The organism is Piscinibacter sp. XHJ-5 (genome assembly GCF_029855045.1).
In the GTDB taxonomy this organism is placed as follows: domain Bacteria; phylum Pseudomonadota; class Gammaproteobacteria; order Burkholderiales; family Burkholderiaceae_C; genus Albitalea.
On the sequence record NZ_CP123228.1, the window covers coordinates 1,422,627 to 1,438,162 of the forward strand.

At 70.3% G+C, this 15,536-nt stretch carries 16 protein-coding genes; 11 read left to right on the forward strand and 5 right to left on the reverse strand.

The annotated features are described in order from the left end of the window. Nucleotides 1-17: 17 nt before the first annotated feature. The 4 genes from P7V53_RS06780 to P7V53_RS06795 are packed head-to-tail and all read left to right on the forward strand — an operon-like array spanning nucleotide 18 to nucleotide 3,903. A complete protein-coding gene (locus P7V53_RS06780) occupies nucleotides 18-356 on the forward strand; it encodes a thioredoxin family protein (protein WP_280154720.1) in 339 nt (112 codons plus the stop codon). Between the two features lie 42 nt (nucleotides 357-398). Beyond that, a complete protein-coding gene (locus tag P7V53_RS06785) occupies nucleotides 399-1,613 on the forward strand; it encodes a patatin-like phospholipase family protein (RefSeq protein WP_280154721.1) in 1,215 nt (404 codons plus the stop codon). A 36-nt stretch (nucleotides 1,614-1,649) separates the two neighbouring features. Next, nucleotides 1,650-2,663 carry an MBL fold metallo-hydrolase gene (locus tag P7V53_RS06790; protein ID WP_280154722.1) on the forward strand — a complete coding sequence of 338 codons (1,014 nt, stop codon included), beginning with the start codon at nucleotides 1,650-1,652 and terminating at the stop codon, nucleotides 2,661-2,663. 25 nt (nucleotides 2,664-2,688) lie between these two features. Next, nucleotides 2,689-3,903, forward strand: a complete 1,215-nt coding sequence (locus P7V53_RS06795) for an anion transporter (protein ID WP_280154723.1) — start codon at nucleotides 2,689-2,691, stop codon at nucleotides 3,901-3,903. A 20-nt stretch (nucleotides 3,904-3,923) separates the two neighbouring features. Here the strand turns inward: P7V53_RS06795 and P7V53_RS06800 are convergent, their stop codons facing one another. Next, the gene (locus P7V53_RS06800; protein ID WP_280154724.1) at nucleotides 3,924-4,511 is read right to left on the reverse strand and encodes an ATP-dependent Clp protease proteolytic subunit; all 588 of its coding nucleotides are present in this window, start codon (nucleotides 4,509-4,511) and stop codon (nucleotides 3,924-3,926) included. A gap of 66 nt (nucleotides 4,512-4,577) precedes the next feature. Here P7V53_RS06800 and P7V53_RS06805 point away from each other — a divergent pair, with 66 nt between their 5' ends. Continuing rightward, the gene (locus tag P7V53_RS06805; RefSeq protein ID WP_280154725.1) at nucleotides 4,578-5,378 is read left to right on the forward strand and encodes a sigma-70 family RNA polymerase sigma factor; all 801 of its coding nucleotides are present in this window, start codon (nucleotides 4,578-4,580) and stop codon (nucleotides 5,376-5,378) included. On the opposite strand, the gene P7V53_RS06810 is transcribed toward P7V53_RS06805, so the two are convergent. From P7V53_RS06810 to P7V53_RS06820, 3 genes are all read right to left on the reverse strand, one after another. Next, nucleotides 5,336-5,836, reverse strand: a complete 501-nt coding sequence (locus tag P7V53_RS06810) for a YetF domain-containing protein (RefSeq protein WP_280154726.1) — start codon at nucleotides 5,834-5,836, stop codon at nucleotides 5,336-5,338. The genes P7V53_RS06805 and P7V53_RS06810 overlap by 43 nt on opposite strands. Nucleotides 5,837-5,846: 10 nt before the next feature. After that, nucleotides 5,847-6,350, reverse strand: coding sequence for a hypothetical protein (locus P7V53_RS06815; protein ID WP_280154727.1), 504 nt, complete (start codon nucleotides 6,348-6,350; stop codon nucleotides 5,847-5,849). A gap of 103 nt (nucleotides 6,351-6,453) precedes the next feature. Beyond that, nucleotides 6,454-7,350 (reverse strand): LysR substrate-binding domain-containing protein, encoded by an 897-nt coding sequence (locus P7V53_RS06820; RefSeq protein WP_280154728.1) that lies wholly within the window; start codon nucleotides 7,348-7,350, stop codon nucleotides 6,454-6,456. A gap of 111 nt (nucleotides 7,351-7,461) precedes the next feature. Between P7V53_RS06820 and P7V53_RS06825 the strand changes: the two genes are divergently transcribed. Both P7V53_RS06825 and P7V53_RS06830 read left to right on the forward strand, forming a co-directional pair. Next, nucleotides 7,462-8,529, forward strand: a complete 1,068-nt coding sequence (locus P7V53_RS06825; RefSeq protein ID WP_280154729.1) for a tartrate dehydrogenase — start codon at nucleotides 7,462-7,464, stop codon at nucleotides 8,527-8,529. Between the two features lie 34 nt (nucleotides 8,530-8,563). After that, complete coding sequence (locus P7V53_RS06830; RefSeq protein WP_280154730.1) at nucleotides 8,564-9,535, forward strand: tripartite tricarboxylate transporter substrate binding protein; 972 nt, start codon at nucleotides 8,564-8,566, stop codon at nucleotides 9,533-9,535. Between the two features lie 55 nt (nucleotides 9,536-9,590). On the opposite strand, the gene P7V53_RS06835 is transcribed toward P7V53_RS06830, so the two are convergent. Then, on the reverse strand, nucleotides 9,591-10,493 hold the full coding sequence (locus tag P7V53_RS06835; protein ID WP_280154731.1) for a LysR family transcriptional regulator: 903 nt from the start codon (nucleotides 10,491-10,493) through the stop codon (nucleotides 9,591-9,593). Nucleotides 10,494-10,628: 135 nt separating this feature from the next. Here P7V53_RS06835 and gcl point away from each other — a divergent pair, with 135 nt between their 5' ends. The 4 genes from gcl to P7V53_RS06855 all read left to right on the forward strand — a co-directional run bounded on the left by gcl (nucleotide 10,629) and on the right by P7V53_RS06855 (nucleotide 15,535). After that, complete coding sequence (gcl, locus tag P7V53_RS06840) at nucleotides 10,629-12,404, forward strand: glyoxylate carboligase (RefSeq protein WP_280154732.1); 1,776 nt, start codon at nucleotides 10,629-10,631, stop codon at nucleotides 12,402-12,404. A gap of 116 nt (nucleotides 12,405-12,520) precedes the next feature. Beyond that, nucleotides 12,521-13,306, forward strand: coding sequence for a hydroxypyruvate isomerase (gene hyi / locus P7V53_RS06845; protein WP_280154733.1), 786 nt, complete (start codon nucleotides 12,521-12,523; stop codon nucleotides 13,304-13,306). Continuing rightward, entirely contained in the window at nucleotides 13,303-14,202 is a 900-nt protein-coding gene (gene glxR, locus P7V53_RS06850) for a 2-hydroxy-3-oxopropionate reductase (protein WP_280154734.1), read from the forward strand. Before hyi ends, glxR begins: the two co-directional genes overlap by 4 nt. A gap of 43 nt (nucleotides 14,203-14,245) precedes the next feature. Beyond that, nucleotides 14,246-15,535, forward strand: a complete 1,290-nt coding sequence (locus P7V53_RS06855; protein ID WP_280154735.1) for a glycerate kinase — start codon at nucleotides 14,246-14,248, stop codon at nucleotides 15,533-15,535. Nucleotide 15,536: the final 1 nt, after the last annotated feature.

Below are 15,536 nucleotides of genomic sequence, written 5' to 3' on the forward strand. Positions count from 1 at the left end.
TTGCTGCCCTTTCGAACATGAGCACCTCCTACACCTCCGACGAACCCAGCCGCGCCGACGTCGACGCGCTGCCCGGTTCGACCGTCATCGAATTCGGCGCCAACTGGTGTGGCATCTGCATGGCGGCGCAGCCGGCCATCGGGCAGGCGTTCGCGCAGCACCCTGGCGTGCGCCATCTCAAGATCGAGGATGGTCCCGGACGCCCGCTGGGACGCTCCTTCGGCATCAAGCTCTGGCCGACGCTGGTCTTCATGCGCGACGGCCAGGAGCTCGAGCGCCTCGTGCGGCCCACCGACAGCGCAAGGATCGCCCAGGCGCTGGCGCGGCAGGCCGCGACCGACCAGCCCGTTCGCTGATCCCGCGCAGCGGCGCATCGGGCCTTCGCCCAGAATGCGCCCATGCCGAAAAAAACGAACAGCCGGCCCGACGGCCTTCCATTTCCCCGTGTCGCGCTCGTCCTGCAAGGCGGCGGCGCACTCGGTTCCTATCAGGGCGGCGTGTGCCAGGGCCTGGAGGACGCCGGCATCCGCTGCGACTGGGTCGCCGGCGTGTCGATCGGCGCGCTCAACGCCGCCCTCATCGCCGGCAATCCTCCTGGACAGCGCGTGGCCCGGCTGCGCGAATTCTGGGAGACCGTGTGCATGCCGGCCTACCTGCAGCCGACCGCGGTCGCCGCCGACGCCATGGTCGACGCCATGGGCGGGCGCGCGCGCAAGGCGCTGAACGCCTTCAACGCCTGGCGCGCGGTGCTCGAGGGCCAGCGAGGCTTCTTCGTGCCGCGCGGCCCCGCGGCCTGGTGGGCCGATGCGCACGATCCGTCGCGGGCGAGCTTCTACGACACGACCCCGCTGCGCGGCACGCTGGAGCGGCTGGTCGACTTCGACCGGCTCAACGCCGGCGAGATGCGGGTCTCGGTGATGGCGGTCGACGTGCACACCGGCAACCTGGAGGTCTTCGACAACCAGCGTGGCGCCACCAGGGGCAGGATGCGGCCCGAGCACTTCATGGCCTCGGCGGCGCTGCCGCCTGGCTTTCCCCCCGTGGAGATTGCAGGCCGGTACTACTGGGACGGCGGGCTGGTGTCGAACACGCCGCTGTCGCTCGTGCTGTCGGACCAGCCGCGGCTCACCACGCTGGCCTTCCAGGTCGACTTGTGGAGCGCACGCGGCCCGCTGCCGACCAACGTCTACGACGCGCAGGAGCGCGCCAAGGACATCCAGTACTCCAGCCGCACGCGCCTGATCACCGACGCGATGGCCGCCGAGCAGCAGCATCGCCGCATCGTGCGCGAGCTGCTGCAGCGCGTGCCGGCTGCCCGGCGCCGTGACGATCCGCTGTGCCGCGCAGTGGAAGACGAGGCGGCCGAGCGGCAGTTCAGCGTCATCCACCTCATCTACCAGGACAAGGAATGGGACGGGATGTCCAAGGACTACGAGTTCGGATCGCTGACCATGCGCGACCACTGGGCGAGCGGCCTCGAGGACGTGAAAAGCTCGCTGGCTCATCCTTCCTGGCTGGCGCTGCCGCCGCCCGACGTGCCGTTCGTCACCCACGACGTGCACCGCCAGGTGTCCGTCGGCCCGGTGGCCGCGAAGGTGGGGACCAGTTCATGAACCTGGCGCGCCGCCTCGTGCGCCCGGGCTGAGCGCATGGCGAGCCTGTTCGATCACCACCTCGTCAACGATGCCTTCGGCGATCCGGCGCTGCTGGTGTCGTTTCGCGACGAGCGGCGCGCGCTGCTGTTCGACCTCGGCGATGTCTCGGCCCTGCGGCCGGGCGTACTGCTGCGCCTGACGCATGTTTTCGTGACCCACACCCACATGGACCACTTCTGCGGCTTCGACCACCTGCTGCGCATCGTGCTCGGGCGCAAGGCCGCTCTGGTGATGGTGGGCGGTCCGGGCTTCGCCGCGCAGGTCGAGCACAAGCTGCGGGCCTACACCTGGAACGTGGTGCACCGCTACGAGGTCGAGCTGGTGATCACGGTGTGCGAGACGGATGCCGACGGCATCGCGCGATGGTCCCGCTTCTCGAGCCGCCGCGGCTTCGGCCGCGAAGACGGCGATGCCGTGCAGCGCGGCGGCGACGTGCTGCACGAGGAGGCGACGTTCCGCGTGCGCGGCCGCTTCGTCGACCACGGCATGCCGTGCCTGGCTTTAGCGCTCGAGGAGAAGGCGCGCCTGCGCGTGGCGACCGAGCGCCTGGCCGAGCTCGGCGTGACCACCGGGGCCTGGCTGCGCGAGCTCAGGCATGCGGTGCTCAACGGTGCGCCGGACGACACGCCGATCGCGGTGCGGTGGCGCGACCGCGGCGGCGAGCACGCGATGACGCGCCCGCTCGCTGAGCTTCGCGCCTGCGTGCTCGACGAAGTGGCCGGCGTGCGCGTCGGCTACGTGACGGATCTGCGCTACACCGAGCCGAATGTCGAGGCGCTGGCGGCACTGCTGCCGGATGTCGACGTGCTGTACATCGAGAGCGTGTTCCTGCATGCCGACGCGGCGCACGGAGAGCGCAAGAACCACCTGACCGCACGGCAGGCCGGCGAGATCGCCCGCCGCCTCGGCGCCAAGGCCGTCGTGCCCTTCCACCACTCGCCGCGCTACCAGGGCCGCGCCGCCGATCTCGCGGCCGAGGCGCGGGCCGCCTGGATGGGCAGGGCATGAGCGCCCAGCGGCGCAAGGCACTCTCATGACCGAAGCCATCGTGGCCATCTTCGTCGTCGTGTATGTGGGCATGGTGCTCGGCGGATTGCCGTTCCTGCAGCTCGATCGCACCGGCGTGGCGCTGCTCGGCGCCATCGCGCTGATCGGCATCGAGGCGGTGAGCCTGGAAGAGGCGGCGCGGGCCATCCACCTGCCGACGCTGATCCTGCTGTTCGCCTTCATGGTGGTGTCGGCGCAGATGCGCCTCGGCGGCTTCTACGACTGGGTCACGCGCGGACTGGCGGTGCTGCCGTTGCGTCCGGCGCTGCTGCTGGGGGCGCTGGTGGCCGTGGCCGCGGCCTTGTCCGCGGTGTTCAGCAACGACATCGTGTGTCTCGCGATGGCGCCGGTGCTGGTCGATGCCTGCGCGCGACGCCGCCTCGATCCGCTGCCCTATCTGCTGGCGCTGGCATGCGCGGCGAACATCGGCTCGGCCGCCACGCTGATCGGCAATCCGCAGAACATGCTGATCGGCGAAAGCCTGAAGCTCTCGTTCAGCGGCTACCTTGGCGACGCGGTGCTGCCGGTGCTAGCCGGGCTCCTCCTGACCTGGGCGTGGATCGGGCTGCGCGGCGGGCTCACGGCGGCGCACTCCGCCGACGTCGAGTCGGCAGCGGACACGCCGCTCGATCGCTGGCAGACGGCCAAGGGCATCGCGGTGGCCGGGGCCATCGTGGGCTGCTTCGTGTTCACCTCGTGGCCGCGCGAGGTGGTGGCGCTCACCGGCGCGGGCGTGCTGCTCACCAGCCGCAAGCTGCATTCGCGCAGCATGCTGGGGCTGGTCGACTGGGAGCTGCTGGTGCTCTTCATGGGGCTGTTCGTCGTCAACCATGCGCTGCAGACCACCGGCCTGCCGGCGCGGCTGACCGCCGACCTCGCCGCCGCCGGCGTCGACCTGCGCCACCCGGGGCCGCTCTTCGGCGCCGCCTTCGTGTTGTCGAACGTCGTGTCCAACGTGCCCGCGGTGATGCTGCTGCTGCCCGGCGCGGACCATGCCCTGGCCGGCGTCACGCTCGCGCTCGCCAGCACGCTGGCGGGCAATCTGTTCATCGTCGGCAGCATCGCCAACATCATCGTGGTCGACGCGGCGGCGCGGCGCGGCGTGGTGATCACGTGGCGCGAGCATGCGCGGGTGGGGGTGCCGGTGACATTGGCGACGCTGGCGGTGGCGGGCGGGTATCTGGCGATTCGAATGGGTTGAGTTCGACGTGGCACCAAGGCTCAGGATCGCGAACCCATGATCGCCGCCTGCCGCTCCACGATGCGCGACACCAGCCCGTAGTCCACCGCCTCCTCCGCCGACATCCACCGGTCGCGCTCGATGTCGGCCAGCACGCGCTCCAGTGGCCGGCCGGTCTCGCGCGCGATCACCTGGGCGATGCGCTCGCGCGCACGCACGATCTCGCGCGCCTGGATCGCGATGTCGCTCGCCGGGCCGCCGGCGCCGCCACTGGGCTGGTGGATCAGGAAACGGGTGTGCGGCAGGCAGAAGCGGCGCTCCCGCGGCACCGCGAGGTACACGTGCGTGGCGGCGCTGCCCACCCAGCCGGTGCCGATCATGTTCACCGGCGCGTCGATGAAGCGCACGATGTCGTGGATGGCGTCGCCCGATTCGAGGTGGCCGCCGGGCGAGGACACCAGCACGTGGATGGGCGCATCGGAATCGGCCGCAAGCGCGATGAGGCGGCGCGCGGTCTCGGCGGCGGTCGCATCGGTGATCGTGCCGAAGACGAACACGGTGCGTGACTTGAATGCCTTCTCCTCGAGAAAGGCGCTGCGCAGGTCGGTGGGCGGGAGAGGTTCTTCCATGGTCGTCGTCGAGGTGGTGGAACCCGTATGACGAACGGGCGCCCGGTTTCGTGACAAGCTCGCTCCATGAACGACTCGTACACCGACCACGTCTTCCAGCCCGCCCGGCGCCGCCTGCTCGACCTCGCGCGCAGCGTGCTGGGCACCCAGGCCGACGCCGAGGATGTCGTGCAGGATGCGTGGCTGCGCGTCCAGGGTGGAACGCCGCAGGAGCTGCGATCGGCCGAAGCCTGGCTGGCGACGGTGGTCAAGCACCTGGCCATCGACCGCCTGCGAAGGCGACGGCTCGACGAGGAATCGCTGGCACGTCACGTCGATCCGGGCCATGACAGCGTCGCACCGTCGGCCGAGCATGTCGCGGGCCTGGCGCTGGACAGCGCCGCGGCGCTGCGCCGGCTCACCCGCGTGCTCACGCCGGTGGAGGTCGCGGCGCTGCTGCTGCGCGAGGTGTTCGAGATGGACTATGCCGAGATCGCGCGCAGCGCACGCAAGGGCGAGGCCGCCTGCCGCCAGATCGTCCACCGCGCGCTGAAGCGCGCGAAGGGCGCAGCGGAACGCCGGACCAGCGACGACGAGACCGCCGAGGCGCTGTTCCATGCCTGCTGGCGTGCCGTTGCGAGCGGCAACCCGGCGCCACTGCACGCGGTGCTCGGCTCGCCCGAAGTGGTCGCCGAGGCCCGCACCCTCGCACCGCGGGCCGCTTGCGCGGGTGCCGGCCGCATTCGCCAGGGGCTGGCGCAAGTCGGCGGGCGCCTCGCGGTGGTGGTGGTGATGGACGGCCAGGTGCTGTGCACGCTGCCCCTCGGCCTGCTGGCCGGCGAAGCTCAGCCGCCCACCACTTTCTCCTCGTCGACCGGCGTGATCTGACCGATCGGGTCGCCCGGCTTGCGCACCGGCACGATCGCGATGCGGCCGTCCGGCTCGAGGATGGCCCAGTCGACCTGGTCGAGCGTGACCAGCCCCGCCTTGTGCATCTCCCCGAACACCTCGTCGGCAGTGACGCGCGCGACGTTCATCGCGTCTTCCAGCAGCTTGCCGTGCCGCACCAGGATGGAAGACTCGCCGGCGATGACCGCCTCGGCCTTCTTGAAGCGGTGCATCAGCAGCGAGGTGCCGAACACCAGCACCAGCAGCGTCGCCACCCCGATCGCCGCATTGGTGACGGAGTAGTCCTCGCCGGTCAGCGCCTGCGAGACGATCTCGGGGATCATCAGCAGCGTGACCAGCTCCAGCGGGGAGAGCTGGCCGAACTCGCGCTTGCCCATCACGCGCAAGGCGGCGAAGACGATGAGGTAGATGGTTGCCACGCGCAACACGGTGTCCATGTCGCGATCCTCAGGGCAGCACGGTGGTGGTCCAGCGCATGTCGAGCGCCGGCGCAGTGCCGTTGACGACGCGCAGGCTGGCGTCGAGCTGGCCGCTGCGATTCGCCTCCAGCCACGCGACCACCTCGCGCGTGTCGCCGGCGGGCAGCCGGTCCAGCACGACGCGGTAGTCGCGCTCGGTGATCTCGCGAGTGTCCGGCGTGACCTGCACGTCGTGGAAGTTGTCGAGGTAGCTGCGGCCGATCTGGACCTCCACGTTCTGAAGCGCCTGGGCGCCGGCATTGCGGATGCTGATCTCCAGCGGCAGCGAGGTCTTGTAGCGCAGGATGCGCGGGTACTTCACATGCACCTCGAGCCCGGCGCCCGACGCGTTCGCCTCGCCGGTCCTGAGCCCCAGCAGCCCGGAGAGGGCCGCGATGACGACGAGGCACAGCACGCCGACGCCGATGCCCTGCACCCGGGCGATCAGGATTCTTCGCTGGAATGGAGGCGGTTGCGGCGGGTCGTGGGCCATGGCTTGGTGCAGCAACCGCCGTGCCCAGCAGGGCCGTCGCCCCGACCCTCTCCCGCGAGCCGGAGAGGGAGAGCGTCCGGTTGCGGGGCTGACGCGTGCGCCGTCAAAGCGCTCCCGCCAGGAATTCCACGAACGCACGCACCCGTGCCGAGGTCTGGTGCCGCTGCGCATAGACCGCATAGATGTCGGCATCCGGCGTGTCGTATTGCGGCAGCACCTGCACCAGCCGGCCGCTGCGCAGGTAGCGGGCCACGTCCCACTCGGCGCGCATGACGATGCCGTGGCCGTCGAGCGCCCAGTTGACCGCGATCTCGCCGTCGTTGGTGGCCAGGTTGCCGCGCGTCTTCACCGCCTCGGCACGCGGCTGGCGCCCGCGGGCCGGCGCCAGCCGCCACACACCGTAGGCCTCGTCGCCCTGGCGGATGCCGATGCAGTTGTGCCGCGCCAGGTCGTGCGGCACGCGCGGCTCGCCATGCCGCGCCAGATAGGCCGGCGACGCGCACAGCACCCGCCGGTTCGGCGCGAGCAGGCGCGCGACGACGCGCGCGTCGGGCGGCGGGCCGAAGCGGATGCAGACATCGAAGGCATCGTCGGTCAGGGGCGGTGGATTGACCGACAGCTGCAGCTGGACCTCCACCTCCGGGTGCTTGCGCACGAAGCGCGAGATCAGCGGCGCGACGTGGCTGCGACCGAAGCCCAGCGTCGCGTTGACGCGCAGCAGCCCGGCCGGCTTGCCCCGGGTGCTGCCGAGCAGGTGCTCCAGGTCGTCGATGTCGGCAAGGATGCGCCGCGCATGCTCCAGGAAGGTCTCGCCTTCCGGCGTGAGGCTCATGCGGCGGGTGGTTCGGTTGACCAGGGCGACGCCCAGGCGGGATTCCATCTGTGCGAGACGCTTGCTGACCGCCGGCGTCGAGACGCCGAGCTCGCGCGCAGCGGCGCTCAGGCTGCCGGCGCCGGCCAGCGTGGAAAAGAAGCCCAGTTCGGTGGCGACGCTGGCCATGGCGATTGTTGAATGCAGGTTAACGATGGATTCACTTCGCACGTGAAACGATACCCCGCATCGCTCCTACAGTCGACCGCAGACCAGCCACTTTCGTGAAGGAGACCCAGGATGAAGACCTATCGCATCGCCACCATTCCCGGCGACGGCATCGGCAAGGAAGTCGTGCCGGCCGGACAGCAGGTGCTGCAAGTGATGGCGGCCGCCGACCCGTCGCTCGCATTCGAGTTCGAGAACTTCGATTGGGGCGGCGACCACTACCGCGCCCACGGCGTGATGATGCCGGACGACGGGCTGGACGCGCTGCGCGGCAAGGATGCAATCCTGTTCGGCTCGGCGGGCGACCCGCACATCCCCGACCACGTCACGCTGTGGGGCCTGCGCCTGAAGATCTGCCAGGGCTTCGACCAGTACGCCAACGTGCGGCCGACGCGCATCCTGCCGGGCATCGACGCCCCGCTCAAGCGCTGCACGCCGCAGCAGCTCGACTGGGTGATCGTGCGCGAGAACTCCGAAGGCGAATACGCGGGGGTCGGCGGCCGCGTGCACCAGGGCCATCCGCTCGAGGCGGCGACCGACGTGTCGATGATGACCCGCGCCGGGGTCGAGCGCATCATGCGCTTCGCCTTCTCGCTGGCGCGCTCGCGGCCGCGCAAGTTGCTGACGGTGGTGACCAAGTCGAACGCGCAGCGCCATGCGATGGTGATGTGGGACCAGATCGCCGCCGAGGTTGCGGCCGAGTTTCCCGACGTCCGCTGGGACAAGGAGCTGGTCGACGCGGCGACGGCGCGCATGGTCAACCGCCCGGCATCGCTGGACACCCTCGTCGCGACCAATCTGCACGCCGACATCCTCAGCGACCTGGCGGCCGCGCTGGCCGGCAGCCTCGGCATCGCGCCCACCGGCAACATCGATCCCGAGCGCCGCTATCCGTCGATGTTCGAGCCGATCCACGGCTCGGCCTTCGACATCATGGGACAGGGGCTGGCCAACCCGATCGGCACCTTCTGGTCGGTGGTGATGATGCTGGAGCACCTCGGCGAGACGGCCGCGGCCGGCCGGTTGATGCAGGCCATCGAGGAAGTGACGCGCAATCCGACCCTGCACACGCGCGATCTCGGCGGTACCGCGACCACCGCCGACGTCACCCACGCGGTCTGCAGGCGCCTGTCTTCGTAAATCGCGGCCCCACTCGACAAGCTCAGGAGACCTCATGCAGTTCATTTTGCGAACGGCCGCGATCGCGCTGGCCTTCACGGCGACCGGCGCCCTCGCGCAGCCAGGGCAGGCATGGCCTGCCAAGCCCATCACGCTGGTCGTTCCCTTTCCGCCCGGCGGCACCACCGACGTGCTGGCCCGTGCGCTGGCCGACAAGCTGTCGGCAGGCCTGGGCCAGACCGTGATCGTGGAGAGCAAGCCCGGCGCGGGCGCCACACTGGGCGCCGACTACGTCGCGAAGTCCAGGCCCGACGGCCACACGCTGCTGATGGGCGCGGTGCACCACACGATCGCCACCAGCGTCTACAAGAAGCTGCCCTACGACTTCCAGAAGGACTTCGCGCCGGTCAGCACGGTGGCGCTGGTGCCCAACGTGCTGGTGGTCAACGCCGCGACGCCAATCACGAGCGTTCAGCAGCTGGTCGCGCAGGCCAAGGCCGATCCCGACAAGCTGGTGTACGGATCCAACGGCAACGGCACCGCCCAGCACCTCATCGGCACGCAGTTCCAGAACAGCACCGGCGTGCGCCTGCTGCACGTGCCCTACAAGGGCAGCGGCCCGCTCACCACCGACCTGCTGGGCGGCCAGATCACGATGTCCTTCGACACCGTCACGCCGGTGCTGCCGCACATCAAGAGCGGCAAGCTGCGCCCCCTGGCCGTGACCACCGCCAGGCGCTCGTCGGCACTGCCCGAAGTGCCGACGCTGGACGAGGCGGGGCTCAAGGGCTTCGACATCGGCACGTGGTTCGGCGTGCTCGCGCCGGCGGCGACGCCGAAGGAGGTGGTGGAGAAGCTGCATGCCGAGATGGCCAAGGCGATCCAGTCGGCGGACTTCCGCAAGCGCATGGAGGAGATCGGCGCCGAGCCGGTGGGCAATACGCCGGCGCAGATGGGTGAGCAGATCCGCAGCGACACGGAGAAGTTTGCGAAGCTGGTCAAGGAGGGCAAGGTCGCGATCGAGTGAAGCGGACGAGGCCCCCTCTCCCGCAAGCGGCAGAGCGAGTACGGAGCGAGCCGCGTCACGTTCGCCACCACTCCCCCACGAACTCGCGCTGAAGAAAGTCCACGAACCGGAGCACCTTCGACGGCACGAGCTTCGGTGACGGGAACACCGCGTGGATCTCCTGCGACGGCAGCGCGTGTCCCTCGAGCACCGGCACCACCACGCCGTCCGTGACCGATGCATGCGCCACGTACCACGGCAGCGCCGCCAGCCCGAGGCCCGCACGGCACGCCGCCAGCACGGCCGACAGGTTGTTCGAGCGCAGAGGCCCCTTCACTGGAACCGACATCCCGGCGCCGCCGGGTGCCGTGAACTGCCACCGGTCGTCGCCCATCACGCTGCTGTAGACCAGGCAGGCGTGACGCGACAGGTCGGCGGGCGATTCCGGGGTGCCGGCGCGCGCCAGGTATCCGGGTGCGCCCACGAGCACCCAGGGATTGGTGCCGAGGTAGCGCGCGCCCAGCGACGAATCGGCCAGCCGTCCCATGCGGACCGCGAGGTCGATTCCCTGCTCGACCAGATTGGCGTAGCGGTCGTCGAAGCTCAGGTCGAGCGACAGCTCCGGATGCTCCTCCATGAAGCGCAAGGTGAGCGGCGTCAGCACGCGCCGCCCGAAGGCCACCGAGGTGCTGATGCGCAGCGTGCCGCCGACCTTGCTCTGCAGCAGCGCCGCCAGGTTGTCGGCCTCCTCGAGCTGGCGCTGGATCGCCTTGCATTTCTCGTAGTACAGCGCGCCGATCTCGGTCGGGCTCACGCCGCGGGTGTTGCGGTTGAGCAGGCGGGCGCCGAGCTGCGCTTCGAGCGCGGCCACGTGCTTGGTGGCGGTCGGCTGGGTCACGCCCAGATCGGCCGACGCCTTCGAGAAGCTGCCGGTCTCGACGATGCGGGCGAACAGCTGCACGCCGGTGATGCGGTCCATCGTGGTCGTCTCCTGCCCGACATGATGGCCCGGTTCGCGCCGGCCATTCCGCCACGGAATAGCACTTATCTCCTGACTGGGGTTCACGCAACGCCGCTGCGCCGCGACGATGGCGGCCTCAATCAAGGAGACACGATGGCACGCATGAAGGCCGTGATGGCCGCAGTCCTGGTGATGGAAAAGGAAGGCATCTCGCAGGCCTTCGGCGTGCCCGGCGCCGCCATCAACCCCCTGTACGCGTCGCTGCGCGAGCGCGGCTCGATCGCCCATGTGCTCGCACGCCACGTCGAAGGCGCCTCGCACATGGCCGAGGGCTACACGCGCGCTCGCGCCGGCAACATCGGCGTGTGCATCGGCACCTCGGGCCCGGCGGGCACGGACATGATCACCGGGCTCTATTCGGCGCAGGCCGACTCCATCCCCATCCTGTGCATCACCGGCCAGGCGCCGCGCGCCCGCCTGTACAAGGAGGACTTCCAGGCGGTGGACATCGAGTCGATCGCCAAGCCCGTCACCAAGTGGGCGGTGACGGTGCGCGAGCCGGCCCAGGTGCCGCGCGCCTTCCAGCAGGCCTTCCACCTCATGCGCTCGGGCCGGCCCGGGCCGGTGCTGATCGACCTGCCGTTCGACGTGCAGATGGCCGAGATCGAGTTCGACATCGAGACCTACGAGCCGCTGCCGGTCTACAAGCCGCGCGCCACGCGCAAGCAGGCCGAGAAGGCCCTCGCGATGATGCAGGCCGCCGAGCGTCCGCTCATCGTCGCCGGCGGCGGCATCATCAACGCCGATGCCTGCGAGCTGCTGGTGGAGTTCGCCGAGCTGGCCGGCGTGCCGGTCGTTCCCACGCTGATGGGCTGGGGCAGCATCCCCGACGACCACCCGCTGATGGCCGGCATGTGCGGGCTGCAGACCAGCCACCGCTACGGCAATGCCACGATGCTGGCGAGCGACTTCGTCATCGGCATCGGCAACCGCTGGGCCAACCGCCACACCGGCTCGGTGGAGGTCTACACCAAGGGCCGCACCTTCGTGCACATCGACATCGAGCCGACGCAGATCGGGCGTGTCTTCATGCCCGACTACGGCATCGTCTCCGACGCCAAGGCGGCGCTCGAGGAGCTGGTGGCGGCGGCGCGCGAGATGAAGGCGGCCGGCACGCTGCGTGAGCGCGGCGCGTGGGTGGCGCAATGCCGCGAGCGCAAGCGGACCCTGCTGCGCAAGACGCACTTCGACGACGTGCCGATGAAACCGCAGCGCGTGTACCAGTGCATGAACCGCGCCTTCGACCGCGACACCTGCTATGTGTCCACGATCGGCCTGAGCCAGATCGCCGGCGCGCAGTTCCTGCACGTGTTCAAGCCCCGGCACTGGATCAACTGCGGCCAGGCCGGCCCGCTCGGCTGGACCATTCCGGCCGCGCTGGGCGTGCGCGCTGCCGACCCGCAGCGGCGCATCGTCGCGCTGTCGGGCGACTACGACTTCCAGTTCATGATCGAGGAGCTGGCGGTCGGCGCGCAGTTCAAGCTGCCGTACATCCACATGGTGGTCAACAACTCCTACCTCGGGCTCATCCGCCAGGCGCAGCGCGGCTTCGACATGGATTACTGCGTGCAGCTCGGCTTCGAGAACATCAACACGCCCGAGCTCCAGGGTTACGGCGTCGATCACAAGGCGGTGGTCGAAGGGCTGGGCTGCAAGGCCATCCGCGTGCATCGCCAGGAGGAGATCCGCCCGGCGATCCAGCAGGCCGAGCGGTGGATGGCCGAGTACCAGGTGCCGGTGGTCATCGAGGTCATGCTCGAGCGCGTGACCAACATCGCGATGGGCACCGAGATCGACGCCATCAACGAGTTCGAGCCGCTGGCGATGAGCGCCGAAGATGCGCCTACCGCGATCGGGTTGCTCGACTGAGGTGTTTCCTTGAACCACGGAGCCACAGGGACACAGAGAAGGCGAAATGCAGCCCCTTCCTGTCTCCTGGTCTCGGTGGCTCTGTGGTTGAAGCATTTGCTGCGCAGGAGCACGACATGCCGAAGTTCGCCGCCAACCTTTCCATGATGTTCACCGAGGTTCCCTTCCTCGACCGCTTCGAGCGCGCGGCGAAGGCCGGCTTCGAAGCCGTGGAATTCCAGTTCCCCTACGACCACGACGCCGCGGAGATTCGCGCGCGCATGGACGGCGCCGGCCTGGTGGCGGTGCTGCACAACCTGCCCCCGGGCGACTGGAATGCGGGCGAGCGCGGCATCGCCTGCCTGCCCGACCACCTCGATGAATTCCGCGACAGCGTCGCGCAGGGCATCCACTACGCGACCACGCTGGGCGTGTCGCTCGTGCACTGCCTGTCCGGCAAGGTGCCGCTGGGCGCCACCGAGGCGACGCTGCGCAAGACGCTGGTCGGCAACCTGCGCTACGCCGCGGGCGAGTTCCGCAAGGCCGGACTCAAGTTGCTGGTCGAGCCGATCAACCTGCACGACATGCCGGGCTACTTCGTCACGCGCAGCGCGCAGGCGATCGCCATCCTCGACGAGGTCGACGCGCCCAATGCCTTCCTGCTGTACGACATCTACCACGCGCAGCGCATGGAAGGCGAACTGGTCGCGACGATGCAGCGGCTGCTGCCGCGCATCGGGCACATCCAGCTCGCCGACAACCCCGGCCGGCACGAGCCCGGCAGTGGCGAGATCGCCTGGGACTTCGTGCTGCCGCAGATCGACCGCATGGGCTACACGGGCTGGATCGGCTGCGAGTACAAGCCCGCCACCACCACCGAAGCGGGCCTCGGATGGCTCGCGGCACACACCACTGCACGATGACATCACAACCTCTCAAGCTCGGCTTCATCGGCCTGGGCATCATGGGCGGCCCGATGGCCGCGCACCTGATCGCGGCCGGCCATCAGCTGTTCGTGCACACGCGCGGCAGGCTGCCGGCGGCCATCGCGCAGAGCAGCGCCACGGTCTGCGTCAGCGCGCGCGGCGTGGCCGAGCGCGCCGACATCGTCTTCCTGATGCTGCCGGACACGCCGGACGTGGAGGCGGTGCTGTTCGGCGAGGCGGGGGTGGCCAGCGGGCTGAGCCGTGGCAAGGCGGTGGTGGACATGAGCTCGATCTCGCCGCTGGCGACCAAGGAGTACGCGCGGCGCATCGTGGAGCTCGGCTGCGAGTACCTGGACGCGCCGGTGTCCGGCGGGGAGGTGGGCGCCAAGGCGGGCTCGCTGACGATCATGGTGGGGGGCACGCCGGAGGGGTTCGAGCGGGTCAAGCCGCTGTTCGAGCTGATGGGCAAGAACATCACGCTGGTGGGCGGCCACGGCGACGGGCAGACCACGAAGGTGGCCAACCAGATCATCGTGGCGCTGAACATTGCGGCGGTGGGCGAGGCGCTGCTGTTCGCGAGCAAGGCGGGGGCGGATCCGGCCAAGGTGCGCCAGGCGCTGATGGGCGGGTTTGCGGCCAGCCGCATCCTGGAGGTGCACGGCGAGCGCATGATCCAGCGCACGTTCAACCCGGGGTTTCGCATCGGGCTGCACCAGAAGGACCTGAACCTGGCGCTGGCCGGGGCCAAGGCGATCGGCGTGGCGCTGCCGCAGACGGCCGGGGCGGCGCAGCTGATGCAGGCGTGCGCGGCCAACGGCTGGGACCAGCTCGATCACTCGGCGCTGGTCAAGGCGCTGGAGCTGATGGCGCGGCACGAAGTGGCGCCGGGGTGATGGGCGAGCCGCTGCGCCATCGTGGCGACAACCCTCCTATCTGATGAAGTCGATCAATCCGCCCGAGTTGCTGCGCACGCTGTACGACGCGGCGGTGGCGCGGGCGCGGCCGGAGGTGGTGATGGGCGAGCACCTGCCGCCGCCACCGAAGGGTCGCACGCTGGTGCTGGGTGCGGGCAAGGCCGGCGGGGCGATGGCCGCGGCGGTCGATGCGCTGTGGCCGCGCGAGGCGCCGTTGAGCGGGCTGGTGGTCACGCGCTACGAGCACGTGCCGCCGGCGTACCGCGCGGCGCCCGGGCGCATCGAGGTGGTGGAGGCGGCGCACCCGGTGCCCGACGAGGCGGGGCGGCGCGCCGCGCAGCGCATCGTCGAGCTCACGCGGGGGCTGACGGCCGACGACCTGGTGCTGTGCCTGATCTCCGGGGGCGGCTCGGCGCTGCTGTCGCTGCCGGCCGAGGGGCTGACGCTGCAGGACAAGCGTGCGATCAACCAGGCGCTGCTGCACAGCGGGGCGGCCATCGACGAGATGAACTGCGTGCGCAAGCACCTGTCGGCGATCAAGGGCGGCCGCCTGGGCGCGCTGTGCGCGCCGGCCCAGGTGGTGACGCTGCTGATCAGCGACGTGCCGGGGGACGATCCGGCGGTGATCGCCAGCGGGCCGACGGTGGCTGACCCGAGCAGCTGCGCCGATGCGCGGGCGATCCTGCAGCGCTACGGCATCGCGGTGCCGCAGGCGGCGCAGCGCGGGCTGGACAGCGGCGCGTTCGAGACGCCCAAGCCGGGCGACGCGCGGCTGGCCGGGCAGGTGGTCAAGCTGATCGCCACGCCGCAGCAGAGCCTGGAGGCGGCGGCCGCGCGGGCGCGCGCGGCGGGGCTTGGGGCGCACATCCTGAGCGACGAGATCGAGGGCGAGTCGCGCGAGGTGGGCAAGGTGCACGCGGCGCTGGCGCGGGCGGTGGCGCGGCGCGCGCAGCCGTTTGCCGCGCCGTGCGTGATCCTGTCGGGCGGGGAGACGACGGTGACGGTGCGCGCCGCGGGCGGGCGCGGCGGGCGGGCCACGGAGTTCCTGCTGGGCTGCACGCTGGCGCTGCAGGGCGAGCCGCGGGTGCATGTGCTGGCCGCCGACACCGACGGCATCGACGGGGTGCAGGACAACGCCGGGGCGGTGGCCGGGCCCGACACGCTGGCGCGCGCGCGGGCGCTGGGGCTGAACGCGCGCGACGCGCTGGAGCGCCACGACGCGTACCCGTTCTTCCAGGCGCTGGGCGACCTGGTGGTGACGGGGCCGACCTTCACCAACGTGAACGACTTCCGCGCGGTGCTGGTGCTGTAGA

What these genes read in the sequence shown, in the direction of transcription:
- P7V53_RS06800 (WP_280154724.1), bottom strand. Translation starts at nt 4,511, where the DNA reads ATGGAAGAACCTCTCCCGCCCACCGACCTGCGCAGCGCCTTTCTCGAG.
- P7V53_RS06830 (WP_280154730.1), top strand. Translation starts at nt 8,564, where the DNA reads ATGCAGTTCATTTTGCGAACGGCCGCGATCGCGCTGGCCTTCACGGCG.
- P7V53_RS06825 (WP_280154729.1), top strand. Translation starts at nt 7,462, where the DNA reads ATGAAGACCTATCGCATCGCCACCATTCCCGGCGACGGCATCGGCAAG.
- P7V53_RS06835 (WP_280154731.1), bottom strand. Translation starts at nt 10,493, where the DNA reads ATGGACCGCATCACCGGCGTGCAGCTGTTCGCCCGCATCGTCGAGACC.
- P7V53_RS06790 (WP_280154722.1), top strand. Translation starts at nt 1,650, where the DNA reads ATGGCGAGCCTGTTCGATCACCACCTCGTCAACGATGCCTTCGGCGAT.
- P7V53_RS06855 (WP_280154735.1), top strand. Translation starts at nt 14,246, where the DNA reads ATGAAGTCGATCAATCCGCCCGAGTTGCTGCGCACGCTGTACGACGCG.
- P7V53_RS06795 (WP_280154723.1), top strand. Translation starts at nt 2,689, where the DNA reads ATGACCGAAGCCATCGTGGCCATCTTCGTCGTCGTGTATGTGGGCATG.
- P7V53_RS06805 (WP_280154725.1), top strand. Translation starts at nt 4,578, where the DNA reads ATGAACGACTCGTACACCGACCACGTCTTCCAGCCCGCCCGGCGCCGC.
- P7V53_RS06810 (WP_280154726.1), bottom strand. Translation starts at nt 5,836, where the DNA reads ATGGACACCGTGTTGCGCGTGGCAACCATCTACCTCATCGTCTTCGCC.
- P7V53_RS06820 (WP_280154728.1), bottom strand. Translation starts at nt 7,350, where the DNA reads ATGGCCAGCGTCGCCACCGAACTGGGCTTCTTTTCCACGCTGGCCGGC.
- P7V53_RS06785 (WP_280154721.1), top strand. Translation starts at nt 399, where the DNA reads ATGCCGAAAAAAACGAACAGCCGGCCCGACGGCCTTCCATTTCCCCGT.
- P7V53_RS06780 (WP_280154720.1), top strand. Translation starts at nt 18, where the DNA reads ATGAGCACCTCCTACACCTCCGACGAACCCAGCCGCGCCGACGTCGAC.
- hyi (WP_280154733.1), top strand. Translation starts at nt 12,521, where the DNA reads ATGCCGAAGTTCGCCGCCAACCTTTCCATGATGTTCACCGAGGTTCCC.
- P7V53_RS06815 (WP_280154727.1), bottom strand. Translation starts at nt 6,350, where the DNA reads ATGGCCCACGACCCGCCGCAACCGCCTCCATTCCAGCGAAGAATCCTG.
- glxR (WP_280154734.1), top strand. Translation starts at nt 13,303, where the DNA reads ATGACATCACAACCTCTCAAGCTCGGCTTCATCGGCCTGGGCATCATG.
- gcl (WP_280154732.1), top strand. Translation starts at nt 10,629, where the DNA reads ATGGCACGCATGAAGGCCGTGATGGCCGCAGTCCTGGTGATGGAAAAG.